The organism is Actinomadura nitritigenes (assembly GCF_017573545.1).
GTDB lineage: Bacteria > Actinomycetota > Actinomycetes > Streptosporangiales > Streptosporangiaceae > Spirillospora > Spirillospora nitritigenes.
In genome coordinates, this window is sequence record NZ_JAGEOK010000027.1 from 130,655 (window position 1) to 149,743 (window position 19,089).

18 protein-coding genes are annotated in these 19,089 nt (G+C 73.3%); 12 read left to right on the forward strand and 6 right to left on the reverse strand.

Translation table 11 applies throughout. The features are described from left to right. The first annotated feature begins 55 nt into the window (after positions 1-55). The gene (locus J4557_RS35005) at positions 56-826 is read left to right on the forward strand and encodes an IclR family transcriptional regulator (protein WP_307800388.1); all 771 of its coding nucleotides are present in this window, start codon (positions 56-58) and stop codon (positions 824-826) included. Positions 827-868: 42 nt separating this feature from the next. Here the strand turns inward: J4557_RS35005 and J4557_RS35010 are convergent, their stop codons facing one another. Next, on the reverse strand, positions 869-1,483 hold the full coding sequence (locus tag J4557_RS35010) for a TetR/AcrR family transcriptional regulator (protein WP_307800389.1): 615 nt from the start codon (positions 1,481-1,483) through the stop codon (positions 869-871). 250 nt (positions 1,484-1,733) lie between these two features. Between J4557_RS35010 and J4557_RS35015 the strand changes: the two genes are divergently transcribed. The 7 genes from J4557_RS35015 to J4557_RS35045 all read left to right on the forward strand — a co-directional run bounded on the left by J4557_RS35015 (position 1,734) and on the right by J4557_RS35045 (position 10,369). Beyond that, positions 1,734-3,353 carry an MFS transporter gene (locus J4557_RS35015; RefSeq protein ID WP_208271060.1) on the forward strand — a complete coding sequence of 540 codons (1,620 nt, stop codon included), beginning with the start codon at positions 1,734-1,736 and terminating at the stop codon, positions 3,351-3,353. Positions 3,354-3,547: 194 nt separating this feature from the next. Then, on the forward strand, positions 3,548-4,576 hold the full coding sequence (locus tag J4557_RS35020) for a phosphotriesterase family protein (RefSeq protein WP_208271061.1): 1,029 nt from the start codon (positions 3,548-3,550) through the stop codon (positions 4,574-4,576). Positions 4,577-4,592: 16 nt separating this feature from the next. Next, a complete protein-coding gene (locus J4557_RS35025) occupies positions 4,593-5,549 on the forward strand; it encodes a phosphotriesterase family protein (protein ID WP_243776822.1) in 957 nt (318 codons plus the stop codon). A gap of 14 nt (positions 5,550-5,563) precedes the next feature. Further along, on the forward strand, positions 5,564-6,727 hold the full coding sequence (locus tag J4557_RS35030; protein WP_208271062.1) for an FAD-dependent oxidoreductase: 1,164 nt from the start codon (positions 5,564-5,566) through the stop codon (positions 6,725-6,727). 4 nt (positions 6,728-6,731) lie between these two features. Next, on the forward strand, positions 6,732-7,652 hold the full coding sequence (locus J4557_RS35035; protein WP_208271063.1) for an alpha/beta hydrolase: 921 nt from the start codon (positions 6,732-6,734) through the stop codon (positions 7,650-7,652). A 31-nt stretch (positions 7,653-7,683) separates the two neighbouring features. Further along, positions 7,684-8,640 (forward strand): MBL fold metallo-hydrolase, encoded by a 957-nt coding sequence (locus J4557_RS35040; protein ID WP_208271064.1) that lies wholly within the window; start codon positions 7,684-7,686, stop codon positions 8,638-8,640. Further along, entirely contained in the window at positions 8,633-10,369 is a 1,737-nt protein-coding gene (locus J4557_RS35045) for a CocE/NonD family hydrolase (RefSeq protein ID WP_208271065.1), read from the forward strand. Before J4557_RS35040 ends, J4557_RS35045 begins: the two co-directional genes overlap by 8 nt. Positions 10,370-10,375: 6 nt before the next feature. Here J4557_RS35045 and J4557_RS35050 read toward each other — a convergent pair whose 3' ends face one another. Genes J4557_RS35050 through J4557_RS35060 form a run of 3 tightly spaced genes read right to left on the reverse strand, consistent with a single transcriptional unit; the run spans position 10,376 to position 13,666 of the window. Next, positions 10,376-10,999 carry a TetR/AcrR family transcriptional regulator gene (locus tag J4557_RS35050; protein ID WP_208271066.1) on the reverse strand — a complete coding sequence of 208 codons (624 nt, stop codon included), beginning with the start codon at positions 10,997-10,999 and terminating at the stop codon, positions 10,376-10,378. A 4-nt stretch (positions 11,000-11,003) separates the two neighbouring features. After that, positions 11,004-12,134, reverse strand: a complete 1,131-nt coding sequence (locus J4557_RS35055; RefSeq protein ID WP_208271067.1) for a hypothetical protein — start codon at positions 12,132-12,134, stop codon at positions 11,004-11,006. 14 nt (positions 12,135-12,148) lie between these two features. Further along, on the reverse strand, positions 12,149-13,666 hold the full coding sequence (locus tag J4557_RS35060) for an FAD-dependent oxidoreductase (RefSeq protein WP_208271068.1): 1,518 nt from the start codon (positions 13,664-13,666) through the stop codon (positions 12,149-12,151). Positions 13,667-13,783: 117 nt separating this feature from the next. On the opposite strand from J4557_RS35060, the gene J4557_RS35065 reads away from it, so the two are divergent. Next, complete coding sequence (locus J4557_RS35065) at positions 13,784-14,215, forward strand: SMI1/KNR4 family protein (protein WP_208271069.1); 432 nt, start codon at positions 13,784-13,786, stop codon at positions 14,213-14,215. A 20-nt stretch (positions 14,216-14,235) separates the two neighbouring features. Here J4557_RS35065 and J4557_RS35070 read toward each other — a convergent pair whose 3' ends face one another. Beyond that, positions 14,236-15,477 carry a PP2C family protein-serine/threonine phosphatase gene (locus J4557_RS35070; protein WP_307800390.1) on the reverse strand — a complete coding sequence of 414 codons (1,242 nt, stop codon included), beginning with the start codon at positions 15,475-15,477 and terminating at the stop codon, positions 14,236-14,238. A 108-nt stretch (positions 15,478-15,585) separates the two neighbouring features. On the opposite strand from J4557_RS35070, the gene J4557_RS35075 reads away from it, so the two are divergent. After that, positions 15,586-16,194, forward strand: coding sequence for a GNAT family N-acetyltransferase (locus J4557_RS35075; RefSeq protein ID WP_208271070.1), 609 nt, complete (start codon positions 15,586-15,588; stop codon positions 16,192-16,194). A gap of 109 nt (positions 16,195-16,303) precedes the next feature. Continuing rightward, positions 16,304-16,654 carry a hypothetical protein gene (locus tag J4557_RS35080; protein WP_208271071.1) on the forward strand — a complete coding sequence of 117 codons (351 nt, stop codon included), beginning with the start codon at positions 16,304-16,306 and terminating at the stop codon, positions 16,652-16,654. A 34-nt stretch (positions 16,655-16,688) separates the two neighbouring features. Here J4557_RS35080 and J4557_RS35085 read toward each other — a convergent pair whose 3' ends face one another. Further along, a complete protein-coding gene (locus tag J4557_RS35085; RefSeq protein ID WP_208271072.1) occupies positions 16,689-18,047 on the reverse strand; it encodes a sensor histidine kinase in 1,359 nt (452 codons plus the stop codon). A 227-nt stretch (positions 18,048-18,274) separates the two neighbouring features. Between J4557_RS35085 and J4557_RS35090 the strand changes: the two genes are divergently transcribed. Continuing rightward, the gene (locus J4557_RS35090) at positions 18,275-18,928 is read left to right on the forward strand and encodes a class I SAM-dependent methyltransferase (RefSeq protein WP_208271073.1); all 654 of its coding nucleotides are present in this window, start codon (positions 18,275-18,277) and stop codon (positions 18,926-18,928) included. The last annotated feature ends 161 nt before the right edge of the window (positions 18,929-19,089 follow it).

Consider the following 19,089-nt stretch of genomic DNA (forward strand, 5'->3'; position numbering starts at 1 on the left):
TGATGCCTGTACGCTGTGAAGAATAGGAAATTCTGTTCTACAGAATCGGGTCAGGGTGGACCAGCCGTTCAAAGCACCGCCGCCGTACGCCGTGGCGAGCGTCGACAACGCGCTGCGCATCGCGGCGATGCTGCAGCTGGAGGGCCCCCTCACGGTCACCGAGGTGGCGCGGCGGATCGGCGTCGCGAACTCGACCGCGCACCGGCTGCTCGCCATGCTCGTCTACCGCGACTTCGCGGTCCGCGACTCCGACCGCACCTACCGCGTCGGGCCCGTCCTGGAGCTCGCCGCCCACTCGCAGTCGGCGGCGGCCCGGCTGCGCGCCGCGGCGCTGCCGCACCTGCACCGGCTGGCCGAGCTGCTCGACGAGTCCGCCAACCTCACCGTCCGCACCGGCGACACGGTGCGCTTCATCGCCAGCGTCGAGTCGCGGCAGGCGCTGCGGGTCGGCTCGCGCGAGGGCATGGTCTTCCCCGCCCACCGCACCACCGCCGGCCTGCTGCTGCTCGCCGAGCTGCCGGCCGACCGGCTGGAGGCGCTGTACGCGGCCGACCGCTACACCGAGCGCCCCGCCGACCGCCCGGACCTGGACGCCCTGCGCGCGGACCTGGCGCGGGTGCGCCGCAACGGGTTCGCGCTCAACCAGGGGCGCTCCGAGCGGGGCGTCGTCGCGGTCGGCGTCCCCGTGCACGACCCGGACGGCGAGGTCGTGGCCGGGCTCTCGGTGTCGATGCCGAGCGCGCGGTACGAGAAGGAGCGGCTGCCCGCGCTCGCCGGCACGCTGCGCACCGTGGCCGACGCGCTGGAGCGCGACCTGAGGGAGTGACCCCGCCCGGCGCGGGGCCCGGGCGGCCGGCGGCTCGGGCGGTCAGCGGGCGCCGAGGAGCGCGAACCAGCTGTCGGTGAGCTCGTCGAGCATCTGCTCGCGGCTCAGTTTCCAGTCGGCGCCGGCCCAGTTCTGCGCCACGTAGTCGAGCTGGGCCATCGCCAGGACGCCGCGGAAGTGCCGCTGGTACGGCTCGAAGCGCCCGGCGGCGGCGAGGCCGTCCTCGATGTCGCTGATCGCCTCCTCCAGCCAGCGTTCCACGAGGTTGCGCAGCTCCGGTTCGGCGGCGGCGGCGTCGCGGCCGATCCGGATGATGGGGTGGATGGCCGGCCACCGCTCGGACGTCCGGGCGAGCCAGGCCGCGATCGCGTCGCGGCCGCCGTCCTTCACGGCCTCCACCAGGTCCAGCGCCGTCGACCCGTGCTCCGGGGACCTGCTGCGCAGCAGCACCTCGTTGAGGCGTTCGGCGATGAGCGCCTTCATCAGCTCGCTCTTCGACGGGAAGTGCGCGTAGAAGGTGACCCGGGTGGTGCCGACCGCGCCGGCGATGTCCTCGACGGTCGTGGCGAGGTAGCCCTTGGTCGAGAACAGCTCCAGCCCGGCGTCGAGGATCATCCGCCGGGTCATTTCCTTCTGTGCTTCGCGCAGGCTCGCCACCCGGCAACCCTAGCGCACCCGTCAGTCCTCCTTTCGCGACGCAACCTCTGCATACGCACAGGTCATTCACTTGACGCAATGTAAATCGATATGACACTGTGCACGCACTGACGGGTGATCTCACTCACACGGCCTTGCCTTCCGCCCCGATCCGTGAGCACGCGCCGGAGCCGTCCGCGCGAGCCGCCGTCCCGGGTGCCCGAGGCCGGCCCGTGGGCGCGAGGACGCCCCGCAACGACAAGGAGTCCCCATGACACGGAGGCCGTCGTCCGGCGCGCGCACGCCGGGCCCCATCCCGACGGTGGTCGCCGGCTGCTTCGCGGTCCTGCTGGCGCAGGTGGCGTACTCGCTGCCCGGCGCCCTCAACGGCACCTTCCAGCAGGAGTTCGCGACCACGGGGTCGCAGCTCACCTGGATCACCGCCGCGTTCGCCATCCCGATGGTGGTCCTCGAACTGACCACCGGCGTGATCGGCGACCTGTTCGGCCGCAAGCGGCTGCTCCAGCTCGGCGCCGTCCTCACCGTGATCGGCTCGCTGGTCTGCTGCCTGGCCGGGACCGTCCAGGTGATGTGGGCGGGCCAGGTCGTCGCCGGCCTCGGCGCGGCGATCCTCTACCCCATCTCGCTCGCGATGATCGCGGCCGTCGCGCCGGGCCAGGAGGAGCGCGCCAAGGCCATCGCCCTGTGGGCCGGCTTCCTGTCCATCGGCGCGGCGATCTCCCCGCTGCTCGGCGGCGCCTTCGCCGAGCACGGCGACTGGCGCGGCGCGTACGCCGTCGTCATCGGCGCCGCCGTGCTGTCCTTCCTGATCACCTTCGCGGCGGCCGACTCCGCCGCCCCCGAGGGCCGCAGGCTCGACCTCCCCGGCCAGGTCACGCTGGCGCTCGGCCTCATCGCCCTGCTGTTCGCCGCCACGCAGGGGTCGGAGAGCGGCTTCGGCCGGCCGGAGATCCTCGCCGCGTTCGCCGCGGGCGCCGTCCTGCTGGCCGCGTTCCTCGCGATCGAGCTGCGGACCGAGGTGCCGCTGCTGAACCTGCGGCTGTTCGCCAACCGCGCCTACGCGATCGTCGCGGTCGCCACGGTCGTCGGCATGTTCGCGTTCCTGGCCGTCTGCTACTCGATGAGCATCTGGCTCGGCGCCGTCCAGCACCAGAGCGCGCTCAGGATCGGCGTGCTGTTCCTGTTCATCCAGGGCCCGGCCTTCCTGCTGGTGCCCGTGGTGTCCCGGCTCATCCGCACGGTCTCACCGCGCTGGGTGCTGTCCGGCGGGTTCGCGCTCATGGCCGCCGCGGGCGTCTGGTGCTCGACGTTCGACGTCGCCGACATGAGCTGGACCCGGTTCGTCGCCCCGATGACGCTGCTCGGCTGCGGCTTCGCGCTGACGGTCGGGTCCATCACCGCCGTCGCGATCAACACGGTCCCGGTCCGGCTCGCGGGCATGGCCAGCGCCACGACGAACCTGCTGCGCGACTTCGGGTTCGCGCTCGGCCCGGTGCTCATCGCCGCGCTCGCGATCAACAAGGCCAACGACACCCTGCTCGGCGGGCTCGGCCGGGCGATCGGCGCCTCCGGCCTGCAGGCGCCGTACTCCGGCGTCGCGGGCGGCATCGCCCACGAGGGCGGCGCCATGGCGATCAACTCGATGCCCGTGGTGCCGGGCGCCGGTCCGGGCGCGCGCCCCGTGCCGATGCCAGGGCAGCTGCACCAGCTCGCCTTCGAGTCGCTCGGCAGCGCCTACGACACCGCGTTCCTCGTCGCCGGCCTGTGCGCGGCGGCGGCGGGGGTACTGACGCTGGTCGGCCTGTTCGGCCACCGCGAGGCAGCGGCCGAGGCGGACGGCAGCGAGTCGCCCGACCTGGTCGCCGCCTGACCTCGCCGCCTGACCGCGTCGCCGCCTGACCTGGGTCGGCACGCGCTTACTTGGCGGTACGATCGAACTACTTACGCATCGATAGTTCATTTGACACGACGTAAAGCGAAGTGACACCCTTCACGGCGGCGCGTGACGGCCGTCACGCCGTGCGCGCCGGCCGCGGTGACCGACGCCGACGAAAGGAAGTGGCCATGACCGGCGCACCGACCGCCGAGAGCGACAGGGACGGCACCGCCCGCAGCGCGACCGGGACCGTCAACACCGTCCTCGGCCCCGTACCGGCGGACGACCTGGGGAACGTCACGGTCCACGAGGCCCTGCTCTCCGTGGTCCCCGGCGCCGAGCACGCCTTCGACGTCACGATGGACCGCGCCGAGATCTTCGCGGTCCTGGCGCGGAAGCTGGCGGACTTCCGCGCGCACGGCGGCGGGACGATCGTCGACGCCACGGGGATGTTCCACGGCCGCGACGTGCGGCTCTACGAGGCGCTGTCCCGCTCGACCGGGGTGCACATCGTCGCGTCCACCGGGATGGGGCCCGAGGAGCTGCTCGGCGGCTACTTCCTCACGCCGCAGACGAACCCGCCGACGCCATGGCCCGCGGAGCGGTTCGCCGACCTGTTCACCCGGGAGATCACCGAGGGCATGGTGGTCCCGCGCGTGGAGCGGCGGGGCGCCGCCGGCCTCGTGGCCACCGCCGCGACCCGCGCGGGCATGACCGCGACCGACGAGAGCCTGTTCCGCGGCGCCGCCCGCACCGCCCTGGCCACCGGCGTCCCCCTCTCCGTCCGCTACGGCAAGGACGCCGTGCACGACGTCGACGTCGTCCTGGACGAGGGCCTCCCGGCCGACCGGGTCGTCGTCGGCGGCCTCGACCGCAGGGACGCCGTCGAGGCCGGCGCCCCTCTCGCGATCGCCCGGCGCGGCGCCTACGTCGCGATCGACCACGTCGGCCTGAACGACGACGTCGCCCACGTCACCGACCGCGAGCGCGCCGCCCTGGTGCTCGACCTGGTCGCGGCCGGCCACGGCGGCCGGATCCTGCTGTCGGGCAACGCGATCGGCGTGGCCAAGGGCCAGGCCGCCTACGACCTGCCGTTCGGCCACGTCGCCTCGGTGTTCGTCCCGCTGGCGACGTCGCTGGGGCTCGGCCGCGAGGACGCCGAGCGCATCCTCGCCGGCAACCCGCGCGACCTGCTGACCGTGCGCCGATCTTCCTGAGTTTGGAGCGAGACGAATGTCGAGGGTGAACACCGTCCTGGGGCCGATCCCCGCCGAGGAGCTGGGGGTCGTCGCCGTCCACGAGCACATCGGGTACGGCATGCCCGGCTCGGAGCTGGACACGACGTGGTGGAAGACGCCGGAGGAGCGGTACGCGGAGACCGTCCCGAAGCTGCGCGCGTTCCGCGCGCACGGCGGCGGCACGTTCGTCGACGTGACCGGCATCTGCAACGGCCGCGACGTCGACTACTACCGGTCGCTGTCGGCGAAGACCGGCGTCCACATCGTCGCCTGCACGGGCTTCGTCGGCGGCGACACCGCGCTGCCGTTCTTCGCCCGCGCGGGCGTCGACTACCTGACCCGGCACTTCGTCCACGAGATCACCGTGGGCATCGGCGGCACCGGTGGCCGCGCCGGGGTCATCAAGGTCGGGGTGAGCCGCGGCGGGCGCATGACGGAGCTGGACAAGCGCATCTACCGCGCCGCCGCCCGCGCCTCGATCGCCACCGGCGCGGGCATCCTGACGCACCTGGCCATCGACGCCGAGAACGCCATCGCGATCTTCAACGAGGAGGGGCTTCCCCTCGACCGGGTGCTCTTCGGGCACGTCGACGACGGCGTCAACGCCGGCAAGACCCGCGACACCTGGATCGCCGACCAGGGCGGCCGGATCGGGTTCGACACCTTCGGCTACGAGACCGAGCTCCCGGACCCGCCGTTCTGGGCCCGTCCGCGCCGGGAGCGGCTGGACCACTTCCTCCGCTTCATCTCCGGCGAGGGCCGCCTCGGGCAGGTGCTCGCCTCGGCGGACGCCAACTGCAGCCCGCTGGGGTGGCCCGGCGTGAAGGGCCACACCGTCAACTACATCTTCGAGGACCTCATCCCGGACCTCCGCGCCGCCGGGCTCGACGACGCCGCCATCAGGACGATCTTCGTCGACAACCCCGCCGCCTTCCTCTCCCTCAAGCACTGACAAGGACCAGAGCCATGCAGTCCTCGGACCTGAAGAACCTGAACATCGCCGTCGTCGGCGCGGGGTACGGCGGCGCCGCCGCGGCGAAGGCCCTCAGCCTCCTCGGCGCCACCGTCACCGTCTACGAGCAGGCGAGCCGGATCCGCGAGGTCGGGGCGGGCATCGGCCTGCGCCCCTCCACCATGGACCGGTTCCGCCAGTGGGGCATCGCCGGCGCGGTCCGCAAGGTCAGCTCCCCGAGCGACTACTTCGAGATCCTCACCGCCACCGGCGACCCGATCATGAAGGAGCCGTGGCCGGAGATCGACGCCTTCGGCGAGACCACCCACCTGATCCACCGCGGCGACTTCATCGAGGCGCTGCTGTCGGTGCTGCCGGACGGCATGGTCCGCCTCGGCCACAAGCTGGAGAGGATCGAGGACAGGGGCGACGGCGCCGTCCTGACGTGCGCCAACGGCACCACCGTCGAGGCCGACCTGGTCGTCGGCGCCGACGGCATCAGGTCGGTGGTGCGCCGGCAGCTGTTCTCGGCCGGCGAGCCGGTCTTCTCCGGAGAGCACGCCTACCGCGCCGTCATCGACGTCGACGACGCCCACGGCATGGCCGTCGACGACAACCTGCGGATGTACATCGGCCGGGGCACGAAGGTCTACCTGCTGCCGCTGCGCCACCGCGGCCAGGTGTCCTTCGACATCACCGCGCTGTGCCCGGACGCCACGTGGGCGCCGTCCGTCACCAAGGACGACCTGCTCAAGACCGTCGAGGGCTTCGACGAGCGGATCGTGAGCATCACCCGCGGCCTCGACATGGAGACGGTCAACTGCCGCGCGGTCTACGACATCGACCCGGTCGGCAGGTGGCACTCCGACTCCGTCGTCCTGCTCGGCGACGCGGCGCACTCGATGCTGCACCACCAGGGCCAGGGCGCGAACTCCGCGATCCTCGACGCCGGCGCGCTCGCGGACGCGCTGCGGGAGGCGGACTCGATCCCGGAGGCGCTCGCGCTCTACCAGGCGACCCGCAAGCCGGCGACCGACGAGCTGCAGCGCATCTCCCGCCAGGGCTGGAGCGAGGACGAGGTGGACGAGGTCTTCCCCGGCCAGAAGCCCGCGTCGCAAAGGCCCACGTCGCAAAGGACCGCGTCGGAGCCGCCCGCCGCTCGGGAAGCGGAGGTCTGACGCCGTGCCGCTGCATCCGGAGATCGCCAAGGCCCTCGCCGCCATGCCGGCGCCGCCGCCCGGCCCGCTGGACCCGGCGGCCATGCGCGCGGACGAGGAGTCGCAGGTCCCGCCCGTCGCCGAGCGCCTCCCGCTCCGTTCCGTCGAGGACGTCACCGCCCGCACCGCCGCCGGCGAGGTCCCGGTGCGGGTCTACACGCCGGACGACGCCCGCGCGCACGGGCTGCTCATCTACTTCCACGGCGGCGCGTTCTTCCTCGGCAGCCTGGAGACGCACGACCACGTCGCGCGCTCCCTCGCCGGGGAGACCGGGCTCAAGGTCGTCTCCGTCGGCTACCGGCGGGCGCCCGAGCACGCCTTCCCGGCCGGTCTCGACGACTGCTACGCCGCCGTCCGGTGGGCCGCCGAGAACGGCGGCGCCCTGGGGTGGGACGGCACGACGCTGGCCATCGCCGGCGACAGCTCCGGCGGCACGTTCGCCGCCGCGGTCGCCGGCATGGCCCACGACGACGGCTTCGACCGGATCACCCATCAGGTGATGTTCTATCCGTCGCTCGACCTGGACTTCGACGCCGACCGCTACGCGTCGCTGCGGGAGAACGCCGTCGGCCACGGGCTCGAGACGGCCGGGCTCAAGCCGTTCAACGCCTTCTACCTCGGCAGCGGCGCCGACCCGGCGGACCCCCGCGTCTCCCCGATCAGGCGCGCCGACCTGACCGGGCTGCCGCCCGCACTGATCATCACCGGCGAGCTCGACCCGCTGCGGGACGAGGGCGAGCTGTACGGGCGGAGGCTGAAGGACGCCGGCGTGGACGCGACCGTCAGCCGGTACGCCGGCGCGGGGCACGGCTTCGTGCAGCACTTCGCGTGGATCCCCGAGTACCACCGGGCGTACGCGGAGACCCGCGACTTCCTCGCGCGCTGACCACCGCCCCACGAAGTCCGAAAGGAGTGACATGTCTGCTGTGCTCGTCCATCCGCTGGTCTCGCCGTGGGGCCGGTTCGGTCTCTACAGCTTCTTCATCGACGCGCCGGAGCCGGCCGTCGTCGACACCGGCATCGCCTCCTCCCCCGCCGAGGGCATGGCGCCCGCGCTCCGGGCCGTCGGCCGCAGGATCGAGGACGTCCGCTGGATCCTGCTCACCCACGGCCACATCGACCACGTCGGCGGGGCCCGCGCCCTGTGGGAGCTCACGGGCCGGCGCGCGCGGGTCGTGATCCACGAGGCGGACGCGCCGCTGCTGCGCTCGCGCCGCGCCCACGTGGAGGAGTACCTCGCCGGGCGGGGACGGTACCTGGACGACCCCGACGGCGAAGCGAAGGTCACGGCCGCGGCCGGTGCCGTCATCTCCGGCGAGATGGAGCCGACCGTGCTCGTCAAGGGCGGCGAGACGATCTCCCTCGGCGGCGGCGTCACCGTCTCCGTGCACGCGATCCCCGGCCACACACCGGGGTCGGTCGCCTACGTCGTCGACGGGCAGCGGTCCGTCTTCGTCGGCGACGCGGTCCAGGTGCACGGCGCGGCCAACGGCTTCCCCGGGTTCGAGGACCCGGCCGCCTACCGCGCGAGCCTGGAGCGCCTGCGCGACGAGATCCGCCCGCGGCACCTCTACCTCGGCCACCCGTACCGCCGCGCCGACGGCACGCCGTACGGCGTCGAACTCGACGCGGAGCAGGCAGAAGAGGCACTGCGCGAGAGCCTCGACATCGAGGGCCGGGTCGGCAGGGCCGCCCGCGCCTGCCTGTGCGCGGGCCTCCGGGAGACGGACTCGCCGTACTCCCCCTTCGCGCCCGTGGCCCGAGAGGTCGGCTACACCGCCGATCCCACCCTGGAGCCGTCGCCGTTCTTCACGTCGATGCACGGCTACCGCACGCACTTCGACCTGACAGGGGAGCTTCGCAGCCATGGCTGACTTCCGGACCATCCAGGCGGGCCTTGACGAGATCGCCGTCCGCAAGGACCTCCGCGTGCCGATGCGTGACGGCGTCACGCTGGCGGCGGACGCCTACCACGGCCCCGGCGACGAGCCCCGTCCCGCGCTCGTCGCGCTCAGCCCGTACGGCAAGGAGCTGCAGGCCCTCGCCCTCACCACGCCGCCGCAGCGGCGCCCGAGCCCGATGTGGGACGGCTGCATCGAGGCGGGCGACATCGCGCGCGTCGTCAGGGAGGGCTACGTCCACGTCATCGGCGACCTGCGCGGCTCCGGCGCCTCGGAGGGCGAGCACATCGGCAACTACAACGCCGGCGGCGTCCCCCTCGGCCAGGACGCGTACGACTTCATCGAGTGGGTCGCGGCGCAGCCGTGGTGCGACGGCAGCGTGGGCATGATCGGCATCTCCTACTTCGGCTCGATGCAGGTCCTGGCGGCGGCGGAGCGGCCCCCGAGCCTCAAGGCGATCTTCGTCAGCGGCGGCCACTACGACTTCTACGAGACCACCTACCACGGCGGCGTCATGTGGTTCATGCCGCGCGCCGCCCGCGAGGGCCGCGGCGGCGACTCCGGCTGGGCGTTCACCGACCGGGTCAGGTCCCGCATGCTGGAGACCTACTCCCCCGGGGAGATCGAGGAGCGCGTCGCCGAGCGCCTCCGGGACCCGGACGTGGCCGCCTGGCCGAACCTCGTCCACGTGCTGAACTACCCGGAGAACCACGAGGCCTGGTTCGACATCGTGATGAACGAGGTCGACGGCGAGTGGTACGAGGAGCGCAACCCGGTCACCCTCGCCCCGAACATCGACGTCCCCGTCTACCTGCAGATCGACCAGGGCCGGGGCTGGACGCTGGACGGCACCATCGAGGTCTTCAACGCCCTGAAGGGCCCCAAGAAGCTCGACATCGGCCCGTACCCGCCGATGCAGTCGCGCCCCTTCATCGAGGAGCACGACAAGATGTTCCGCTGGTACGACCACTGGATCAAGGACATCGACAACGGGGTCATGGACGAGCCCGCGGTGACCGTCCACGTCGAGGGCTCCCGCGAGCGGGTGACCGGCGCGCAGTGGCCGCCGAAGGACGTCGAGCACCGGTCGCTCTACCTGCGCCCGCGCCGCGCGCTGTCGTTCGAGCCCGAGCCCATGGGCCCCGAGCACGCCGCCCCGGACGGCTTCTACCAGGCGCCGCTGACGGTGACCGACAAGGTGGAGATGCTGAGCTGGAGCACGGCCCCGTTCGGCGAGCCCGCGGAGATGATCGGGCAGGGCGCCGCGCACCTCTTCGCGGAGATCGACCAGCCCGACACGAACTTCATCCTGCGCCTGTGGGACGAGGCGCCGGGCGGTGAGCGGCAGCTCGTCACGACCGCGTACCTCAAGGCCTCGCACCGCGAGCTCGACGAGGAGCGCACCACGGAGGGGAACCCCTACCACCCGCACACCCGCGCGGTGCCGGTCGAGCCGGGGAGGATCGAGGAGTACGTGCTGCGCGTCTACCCGTTCGCGGCGACGTTCCTGCCCGGCCACAGGCTGGTGGTGGAGCTGTCCAACGACGAGCCGCTCGCCGACGAGCACAACGCCCTGCTGCCGCCCGACGCGTTCCACCTGCCGGTGGGCCGCCCCGTCACCCACAAGATCTACCGCGACGCGGTCCACCCGTCCCGGCTCGTGCTGCCGTTCACGACCCGGAAGGCGGCGGGGAAGGAGTAGCCGGGCTCAGTGGACGCGGTGCAGCGACGCCGCCGGCCGGCGCAGCGCGGGCGCGAGCCAGCGGTCGAGCATGGCGCGCAGCCGGGCGTCGTCGTGCGGCGGCTCGCTGGGGTTCTGCAGCAGCGACGTCAGCAGCCGCATGATGATCTCGGCGAGGCCGGTCAGGTCGTCCTCGCCGACCCCGGCGGCCGCCCAGTCGACGGGGAAGCGCCGCAGCATGCGGGCGCCGTAGCCGATGGCGTCCGCGGTGGTGGCCCCGCGGCCGAAGGCGCTGGAGTCCTTCAGCTGGAGCAGCAGGCTCAGGCGCGGCTCGGTCGGGATGGTCCGGACGCAGAACATCATGCCCTCGACCACGGCCTCGGCCGGATCGCCGACGCCCTGGAGGTGGTCGACCAGCCGGTCGACGAACGACTCGGCGCCCTGCGCCGCCACCTCGCCGACGATGTCGCTGATCCGGGCGAAGTGGCGGTAGACGGTCTGGCGCGTGACGCCGAGCTCGTTCGCGACGTCGGAGAGGGTCGTCTTCGCGACGCCGTGCCGGTCGATGCAGCGTGCGGTCGCGTCGACGATGCGCTGCCGCGCCTCCGCATCCGATGCGGGGGGCCGGCCTCCCCAGCCGTGGTGCGCCATGGCCCTAGGATCGCACAGCCTCCGCGGCCGGCCGTGACGCGTTCGCGCGCGGTACGGCCAGGATGAGGCCCGCCGCGGCGACGGCGCACAGCGCGGCGTACCAGAGGCTGCCGACGGGGGTGCCCTGCTCGGTGACGCCGCCGGTCGCGGCGAAGTACTCCGGCAGCGCGACCAGCCACAGGACGGCGAGGACGGCGAGGTACACCGCCGGGTAGATCCGCGCGAACACCGGCGACGCCACCGGCGCGGCGTCGCCCGCGCGCGTCGCGCGGTAGGCGTCCACGAGCAGGTAGAGCCCGGCGATCCAGACCACGGCCAGCTCGGCGGAGAGGATGCCCCGCTGGACGCCGACCTGGTCGTCGCCGCGGAACGCGCCGCTCGGCGCGCTCGCGATGATCATCGCGAGCGGCGTCACGGCGCCGGCCACGACGGTGCGCCAGGCCACGCTCCGGCCCGGCGGCGCGCTCCGGTCCGCCCTCGCGCCGACCAGCCGGACGACGAGGTAGGTCATCGCGCCGAACGAGACCGAGGCGAACAGCAGCATGCTGTTCATCGGCACCGAGGCGAGCGCCGGCCGGTTGATCATCGTGTTGCCGGGGTTCCACGCCCACCACTTCAGCTGCGGGCCGAGCTGGTCGAAGACCTCGTAGAAGACCTGGCAGGCGAACGCGACCGCGACCGCGCCGGCCAGCGGCCCGCGCCGCGCGAACACCCCCAGCGCCCGGACCAGCTCGTAGGCGAGCTGCGAGATCGCGGGATAGAACGCCACGATGTAGAGCGGCAGCCGGTCGTACATGAACTGCACGGTGAACACGTTGTGCGAGAAGATGAACCCGACCTGCTCCTCCAGGCCGAACCAGCCGGGGAAGTAGAGCGGCGGCTCGATCACCGCCAGGTAGACGACCGAGGCGAACCACAGCGCGATGTTGACCGGGTCGCCGTCGCGCCGCCATCGCCGCCAGGCGTGGACGAGGGCGAACACCGCCCCGCCGATGATGAGCAGTTCCAGGACGGGCATGGTGCCGTTCGCGAGGTCGAACGGGTCGCGGAACGTCACGAAGGGACGGGCGTGCCGGCAGGAGAAGCCGAGCCTCTCGGCGACGCGCTCGGCCACCGGGTCGCAGGTGTATCCCATGTCTCCTCCGCCCGTCAGGCGCCGACGAGGTCGTCGCCGCGCCGCGCAGCCCCGGACGACGCGGCCCCGGTGAAGCCGGTGAAGTCGGTGCCGGGCGGGTCCTGCCGGGCGTCGAACCCTCCGGGCACGACCGTCCGGCCGAGCCGCTGCCGCAGCTTGTACCGCGCGATGCCGAACCAGAACCGCGGGTCCCGGGCCATCTCCTTCAGCGACCGGTCGAGGTTGAACACCTCGGCGAACGTCCGCTCGACGTAGGCGTCCTCGCGGCTCGCGGCGTTGATCGCGTTGAAGACCGGCCAGCCGAGGCGCGCGGCCAGCCGGCGCCGCCAGGGCGGGGCGACCTCCGTCCCGGTCGCGAAGTCGTACGCCTGGTCGCGGGCCATCGCGAGCATCCACGGCACGTCGAGGGACTCCTTCTGCCGGGCGAGGAACTCCCGGACGAAGGCGAGGCCCAGATCGTCGCGGGCGCGCAGCATCTCGCCGAGGATGAGCGCGGACCGGGCCGCCGAGCTCATCCCCTGCGCGTAGAACGGGTTGAAGGCGCAGATCGAGTCGCCGACGCACACCAGCCCGGCCGGCGGCACGTCCAGCAGGTCGAAGCGCCGCCACTTGTTGCCGGTGGAGCGGGTCAGGTGCACCTCCGAGGTCGGGGTGCACGCGTGGGTCGCCCGGCCGAAGAGCGTGGCCCGTACCCGGTCCACCGCGGCCTCGAACGCCTCGGGCCTGCGGGGCATCTCGATGCCCCACGACCCCATGCACACGATGGCGCGGTCGCCCTCGATCGGGAAGAAGTTGCTGAGGAACTCGTGCTCGGCGGGGTGGTCGCCGGTGTCCTGCGTCGGGGTGACGACCAGGTGCTTCCACCACCACGTCTCGGGGCGCCGGTCGGCGGGCGGCAGGTCGTACCACCGCGAGGTGTAGGTGACCTTGGCGTCGAGGGTCCTCTCGGGCGGCGCGGTCCAGCCGGCCGCGCTCAGCCAGTCGGTGACCGAGGAGCCGCGGCCGAGCGCGTCGACGACCAGGTCGGCGGCGAGGTGCGCGTCGCCGCCGTCGGCGGTGCGGTACTCCACGCCTTCGACGCGTCCGCGCGCGGTGCCGCCCCCGGTGGACCGGAGCCCGGTGACGGTCGCGCCCTCGCGGATCTCGATGGCGGGCAGTTCCCGGACCTTGTCGCGCAGCACCCGTTCGATGAGCACGCGCGAGCTGTAGACCATCGTCATCGACCCGGACTTGCGCGGCGCCCAGCCGTCGTTCTCGCAGTACGCCGCGTCCATGGACGGCATCAGGTGCATCCCGCCCGCGGCGATCAGCGCCTCCTCGAACCCGGGGAGGATCGCGCCGATCGCGCGGCGGCCGGAGTTGAGCAGGAAGTGCGGGTGCTTGCTCTGCGGCACGCCCCGGCGGTGCCGCGCGTCCGGCGGGAGCAGGTCCCGCTCCAGGACGATCACCTCGTCGAAGTGGCGGGCGAGCACCCCCGCGGCGCACAGCCCCGCCACGCTCCCGCCGAGCACCACGGCCGTCCTGCGTCCCATCCCGCCGCCCTCCATTCATACAGATAATGAGTGAATGTATGATTGCCGAGAAGGCACGTCAAGGGCCCCGGGCCGGTCGGCTGGACGGCGCGGGTTCCCTTTCGTCATGATTCGCGAATGTGGCGTGAGCTGATCGACGAACACACCCGCGAGGCCCGCTTCGCCCCGCCGGCCACCGAGCAGGAGCTGCAGCGGGTCGAGGAGAGCCTCGGGCACCTGCTCCCCGACGACCTGGTCAAGCTGCTCGGCGAGACCGACGGCGTCGTCGACGCCAACGGCTACAACCTGGTCTTCTCCGCCGAACAGCTCCTCCAGGGCAACCTGGAGATGCGCACCTACCCCGCCCTGAAGCGGCTCTACATGGCGTTCGACCAGCTGCTGTTCTTCTCCGACGCCCCCGGCGACGGCAACCTGTTCGGCTACGTCCTCGTGCCCGAGGGCCGGCCCGACATCTTCGTCTGGGACCACCGGACCGACAACCGGCGCTGCATCGCGCCGTCCCTGGAGCACTTCATCGCGGACTGGCTCACCGGCCGCATCCGGCTCTGAACCGCCCGTCCGGGGCGGCGTCAGAGCCGGGCGACGACCAGGGCGATGTCGTCCGGGCCGCCGCCGGCGACGCCGAGCCGGGCCAGCACGGCGTCGGCCAGCTGCGCGGCGTCGTACCGGGCCGCATCGGCGAGGGCACAGGTGAGACGGCCGAGACCGATGTCGATGTCCTCGCCGTGGCGTTCGATGAGCCCGTCGGTGTACAGCACCAGCGTGTCGCCGGGCTCGTAGGAGGCGTTCGCCTGCGGGCGCGGGACGGTCTGGACGCCCAGCGGCGGATCGGTCGCCTTGTCCAGCAGGTCCTGGCGGCCGTCGGCGCGCGCGAGCACCGGCGGAGGGTGCCCGGCGCTGCTGTAGGTGATCACCTGGTTGCCGGTGTCGACGACCGCCTGGACGACGGTCGTGCTCAGCGCCGCCTCCAGCGACCCCGCGTACAGCCCGAGGACCTCCAGCGCCGGCGCGGGACGCCCGACCGCGCGCACGGCCGCGCTCAGCGCGCTGCGGAGCATGCCCATCGCGGCGGCCGCCTCCAGCCCGTGCCCGACCACGTCGCCGACCGCCAGCGCGAACCGGTCGGGCGGCAGGTGGACGACGTCGTACCAGTCGCCCCCGACGCTCAGCCCCCGGGTGGCGGGCAGGTACCGGACCGCCACCTCGCCGTGCAGGTCCAGGTCGGGCGTCGTCAGCATGGCCCGCTGCAGCGTGAGCGCCACCTGCCGCTCGCGCGCGTGCGCCCCGCGCAGCTCCGCGTTCAGCCGCTGCAGCTCGCGCGCCCGCGCGTACAGCTTGGCCTCCAGCGTCTGCGCCGTCTCCAGGTGCGCGCCCTTCCAGACGCCGGGACGGTCGCCGCGCACCGCGCCCGGACCGGACGTCACGTACGGGGTGACGTCCTCGGCCTGGTGGACGATCCACGCGATGCGTCCGTCCGCGCCGGGCACCGGCACGTTCACCGGCGCCCACCAGCGCTCCTCGACGCCTTCCGGCCCCGGGATGCGGTGCTTCTGCAGCGGCATCGTGTCGGGTTCGCCCGTGGCGAGGACCCGGTTCAGGGACGCCTCCAGGCTCCGCAGCCCCTCGGCGTCCGCCTCGTCGGGGAACGCCTGGCGCACGTGCAGGCCGACCAGGTCCTCGCGGGTCCGCCCGGTGGCGTCCACGAAGGCGCGGTTGACCTCCGCGATCACCAGGCCGGGGCCCATCACCAGCGACGGGTTCGGCATCGCGGCGAACAGCGCCGCGTGATCGACCCCCGCCGCCACGCTCACCCGTTCTCTCCCTTCCCCACCTGCGCCGACATTCCCCGGCGGCGCGGGCCCCAACCCGCCGGCGCCGTCGCCCGGCGGTGTGCGGCGGCTCAGGGAGACTGTGCGGTCATGGGATCGGAAACGGGCTTCCAACAGGTGCTCACCGGACCGGCGCTGCGGCTGGAGCCGCTCACCGCCGGGCACGCGGCCGGGCTGCTCGCCGCCGCCGACGACCGGGTCTTCGCCCACCTGCCCTACCCGCGCCCCGCCTCGATCCAGGAGATGAGCGCCTGGATCGAGAGGGCGCTCGGCACGCCGCAGCGCCGGCCGTACGCGATCGTCACCGGCCAGGGCGTGGCCGGGACCAGCTCGTACTGGTATCCCGACCCGGTGCGCGGGCAGATCGAGATCGGCTCCACGTGGCTCGGACGCCCCTGGTGGGGAACCGGCACCAACGCCGAGGCCAAGCGCCTCATGCTCGCGCACGCCTTCGACGTCCTCGGCTTCGCGAAGGTCGCGTTCCGCACCGACCCCGCCAACGCCAGGTCGCAGCGCGCGCTGGAGAGGCTCGGCGCCCGCCGCGACGGCCTGGTGCGGCGCGACTGGCCGCGCCCCGACGGGACGTGGCGCGCCAGCGTCCACTACTCGATCCTCCGCGCGGAATGGCCGGCGGCGCGCGATGCGCCGCCCGATATGGGCGTTTCACACGATTCGCAAGGTTCGCATGGAAATCAGTGAGAGCCGCTGGAAGCCGGGTAGGACGGCCCGCTGACGGCATGACACAGAAGTCTCAAGGTCAGGCCGGTGCGGCCCAGGCCCGCCGGCCCCGGCAGTTAGGACGTCTTCCATGCTCTCCTGCCTGCGCATCCTCACGGCCGCCTCGCTGGCCGCCGCGACGACCGGGCCTATCACCGCGACGGCCGCCTCCGCCGCCGAGAGGCCGGGCCGGCCCGCCGCCGACTTCAGCTGCTCGAAGCTGGTCCTGTCCACCAGCGGGCTCGCCCGCGGGATCCTCGGCTGCCGGCCGGAGAAGGGCGGCGCCCGCGCCGCCGGCGACATCCACGGCACCTTCACGATCCGCGGCTTCGTCCCCGAGAAGGCGAAGCCCGTGACGGTCACCTGCAGGCCGGACCCGGACCTGCCCAACGACCCGTCCGGCGCGTACGTCCGCGAACTCTTCGGCTTCCACTGCGGATGACGGCCCCAGGCCCCCGTGCCGCGAGGCGCGGGGGTCAGGCTTGGGGCGGGGCCAGCGGGAGGCGCAGGACGAACCGCGCGCCGCGCGGTGAGTCCTCGACCCGCAGCGTGCCGTTGTGGGCCTCGGCGACGGTGCGGCTGATCGCCAGGCCGAGGCCGCTCCCGGCGGGATCGCGGCGGAGGCCCTCGGACAGCCGGGTGAAGGGCTCGAAGACGCGCTCCCGGTCGCCCGGGGCGATCCCTTCACCGTCGTCCTGGACGGCGACCGCCGCGGCGCCGTCCGAGCGCCGCACCGTGACGTGCACGCTCGCGCGGGCGTGGCGCTGCGCGTTGACCAGCAGGTTGGCGAGCACGCCGGCGAGCTGCACCCGGTTGCCCGTGACGGTGAGCTCCTCCGGGGCGCTGACCTCCACGGGCGGACCGCCGGCGCAGCGGGCGGCCTCCTCGCGCGCCAGGGCGGCCAGGCCGACCGGCTCGACGGTCCGCGGCCCGGTGCCGACGCGGGCGAGCATCAGCATCTCCTCGATGATCGACTGGAGCCGCTCGGCCGTCGCGAGCGCGTCGCGGACGCCGCGGCGCGCGTCGGCCTCGGGGTACAGCAGCACCTCCTCCAGCTGCGTGCGCAGGCCCGTGAGCGGCCGGCGCAGCTCGTGGGAGACCATCGAGCCGAACCGGCGCTGGCGCTCCATCGCGTCCTCCAGCCGGGCGAGGGTCTGGTTGGCGGTCCGCGCCAGCCGGGCGATCTCGTCGTCGCCGGACGGCTGCGGGACGCGCAGGCTGAGGTCGCTGATGGTGATCTCGGCGATCTGCGCCCGCATCGCCTCGACGGGGCGCAGGGTGCGGCCGACCAGGACCCAGGCGGCCCAGCCCGTGAGCAGCGAGGCCGCCAGCACGCCGGCGGCGACGAGGGCCTCCAGCCGCTCGGTGCCGAGCAGCGCGGGCCGCGGCATCGCCGCGTAGACGATGTGGCTCTGGCCGGCCCACAGCCGGGCGGCCTCCTGCGGGGAGACCCTGCTGGCGGTGAGCAGCAGGCAGCGTCCGTTCGCGCACTGGACACGGTTCTGGATCCGGTCGCTGGGGGGCGGCTTCAGCGAGCTCAGCGCGGGCAGCCCGCTCGCCGCCCTGCTGTCCGACACCACGCTCCCGTTGGCGTCGACGAGCTGCAGGTAGGGGACGCGCCCGCTGGTGATCGGCTGCGGCGGGACGGGCGAGCGCATCGAGCCGATCCATTCGGTGGCCGCCCGCTGGGTGTCGCGGAAGCCGTCCCGCTCGATGCGGTTGCGGACGGTGGTGTCCACGCCGACGCCGATGATCGCGTAGACCAGCAGGGAGACGCCCGTGATGGCCAGGGTGAAGCGCGCGCGGATCGAGGTCGGCGCGAGACGCGGACGCACCCTTCCGTCACCCCCCGATCACCGCCGGCCTGTCCCCTCCATCTATTAGGCGGCACCGTTGCGCGGCCCTTGGTCCGCGCGCCCTAAAGGCGGCGTAACGCCTCCCCTACGAACCGGGAAACCCGGCGGTCCGGCCGGGGCGCACCGTCCCCGTTCGCGGGCGGCCCGCGGGACGCCCGTGCGACGATGTGGCCCGTCTGTGCCAGCACGGTGTGAGGAGGCGCGAGGTGTCAGAGGGAACGGACGACGGGTACGGCGGGCGACAGCCGACCAGCCGTGAGCGGGCGACCGCGCGGCCCTGGGACGACTCCTACCGCGGCGAGGAGCCGGCGCCCTGGGACGTGGGCCGGCCGCAGCCGGCGGTGGTGCGCCTCGCCGGCGAGGGCGCCTTCACCGGCCCCGTCCTCGACGCGGGATGCGGCACCGGCGAGAACGCCCTCCGCATCGCCTCCACGGGCGCGCGGGTCCTCGGCGTCGACATCGCCGGGACGGCGCTGTCGATGGCACGCGAGAAGGCGCGGGAGCGCGGCGTCGACGCGGAGTTCGCCCTCGCCGACGCGTTCCGGCTCGCCCGCCTCGGCCGGACGTTCGAGACCGTCCTCGACTGCGGCCTGTTCCACACCTTCGACGACGGCGAGCGGCGGGAGTACGTCGAGAGCCTCGCCTCCGTGACCGCCTCCGGAGGCCGCCTCCACCTGCTCTGCTTCAGCGACGCCGAGCCGGGCGACTGGGGCCCGCGCCGCGTCACCCGGGAGGAGCTCCGGGCGTCCTTCGACCGGGCGCACGGCTGGGAGGTCCTGACCATCGCCCCGGACCGGCTGGTGACGAGCTTCGACGCCGAGGGCGTCGCCGCCTGGCTCGCCGACATCCGGCGGGTCTGAGCCCGCTCCCGCCTCCGGCGCCGTGCGGGCTAGCTGTTCTGTCTATGGAGGTTGTGAACGCGGGGACACGGTCGGATGATCTTGGAATGAGGGAGGGCCTCCGGGTTCGGTGTGGATTGCGACATCTACGCCGACACCGCAGGAGGCCCTCATGCCCCACC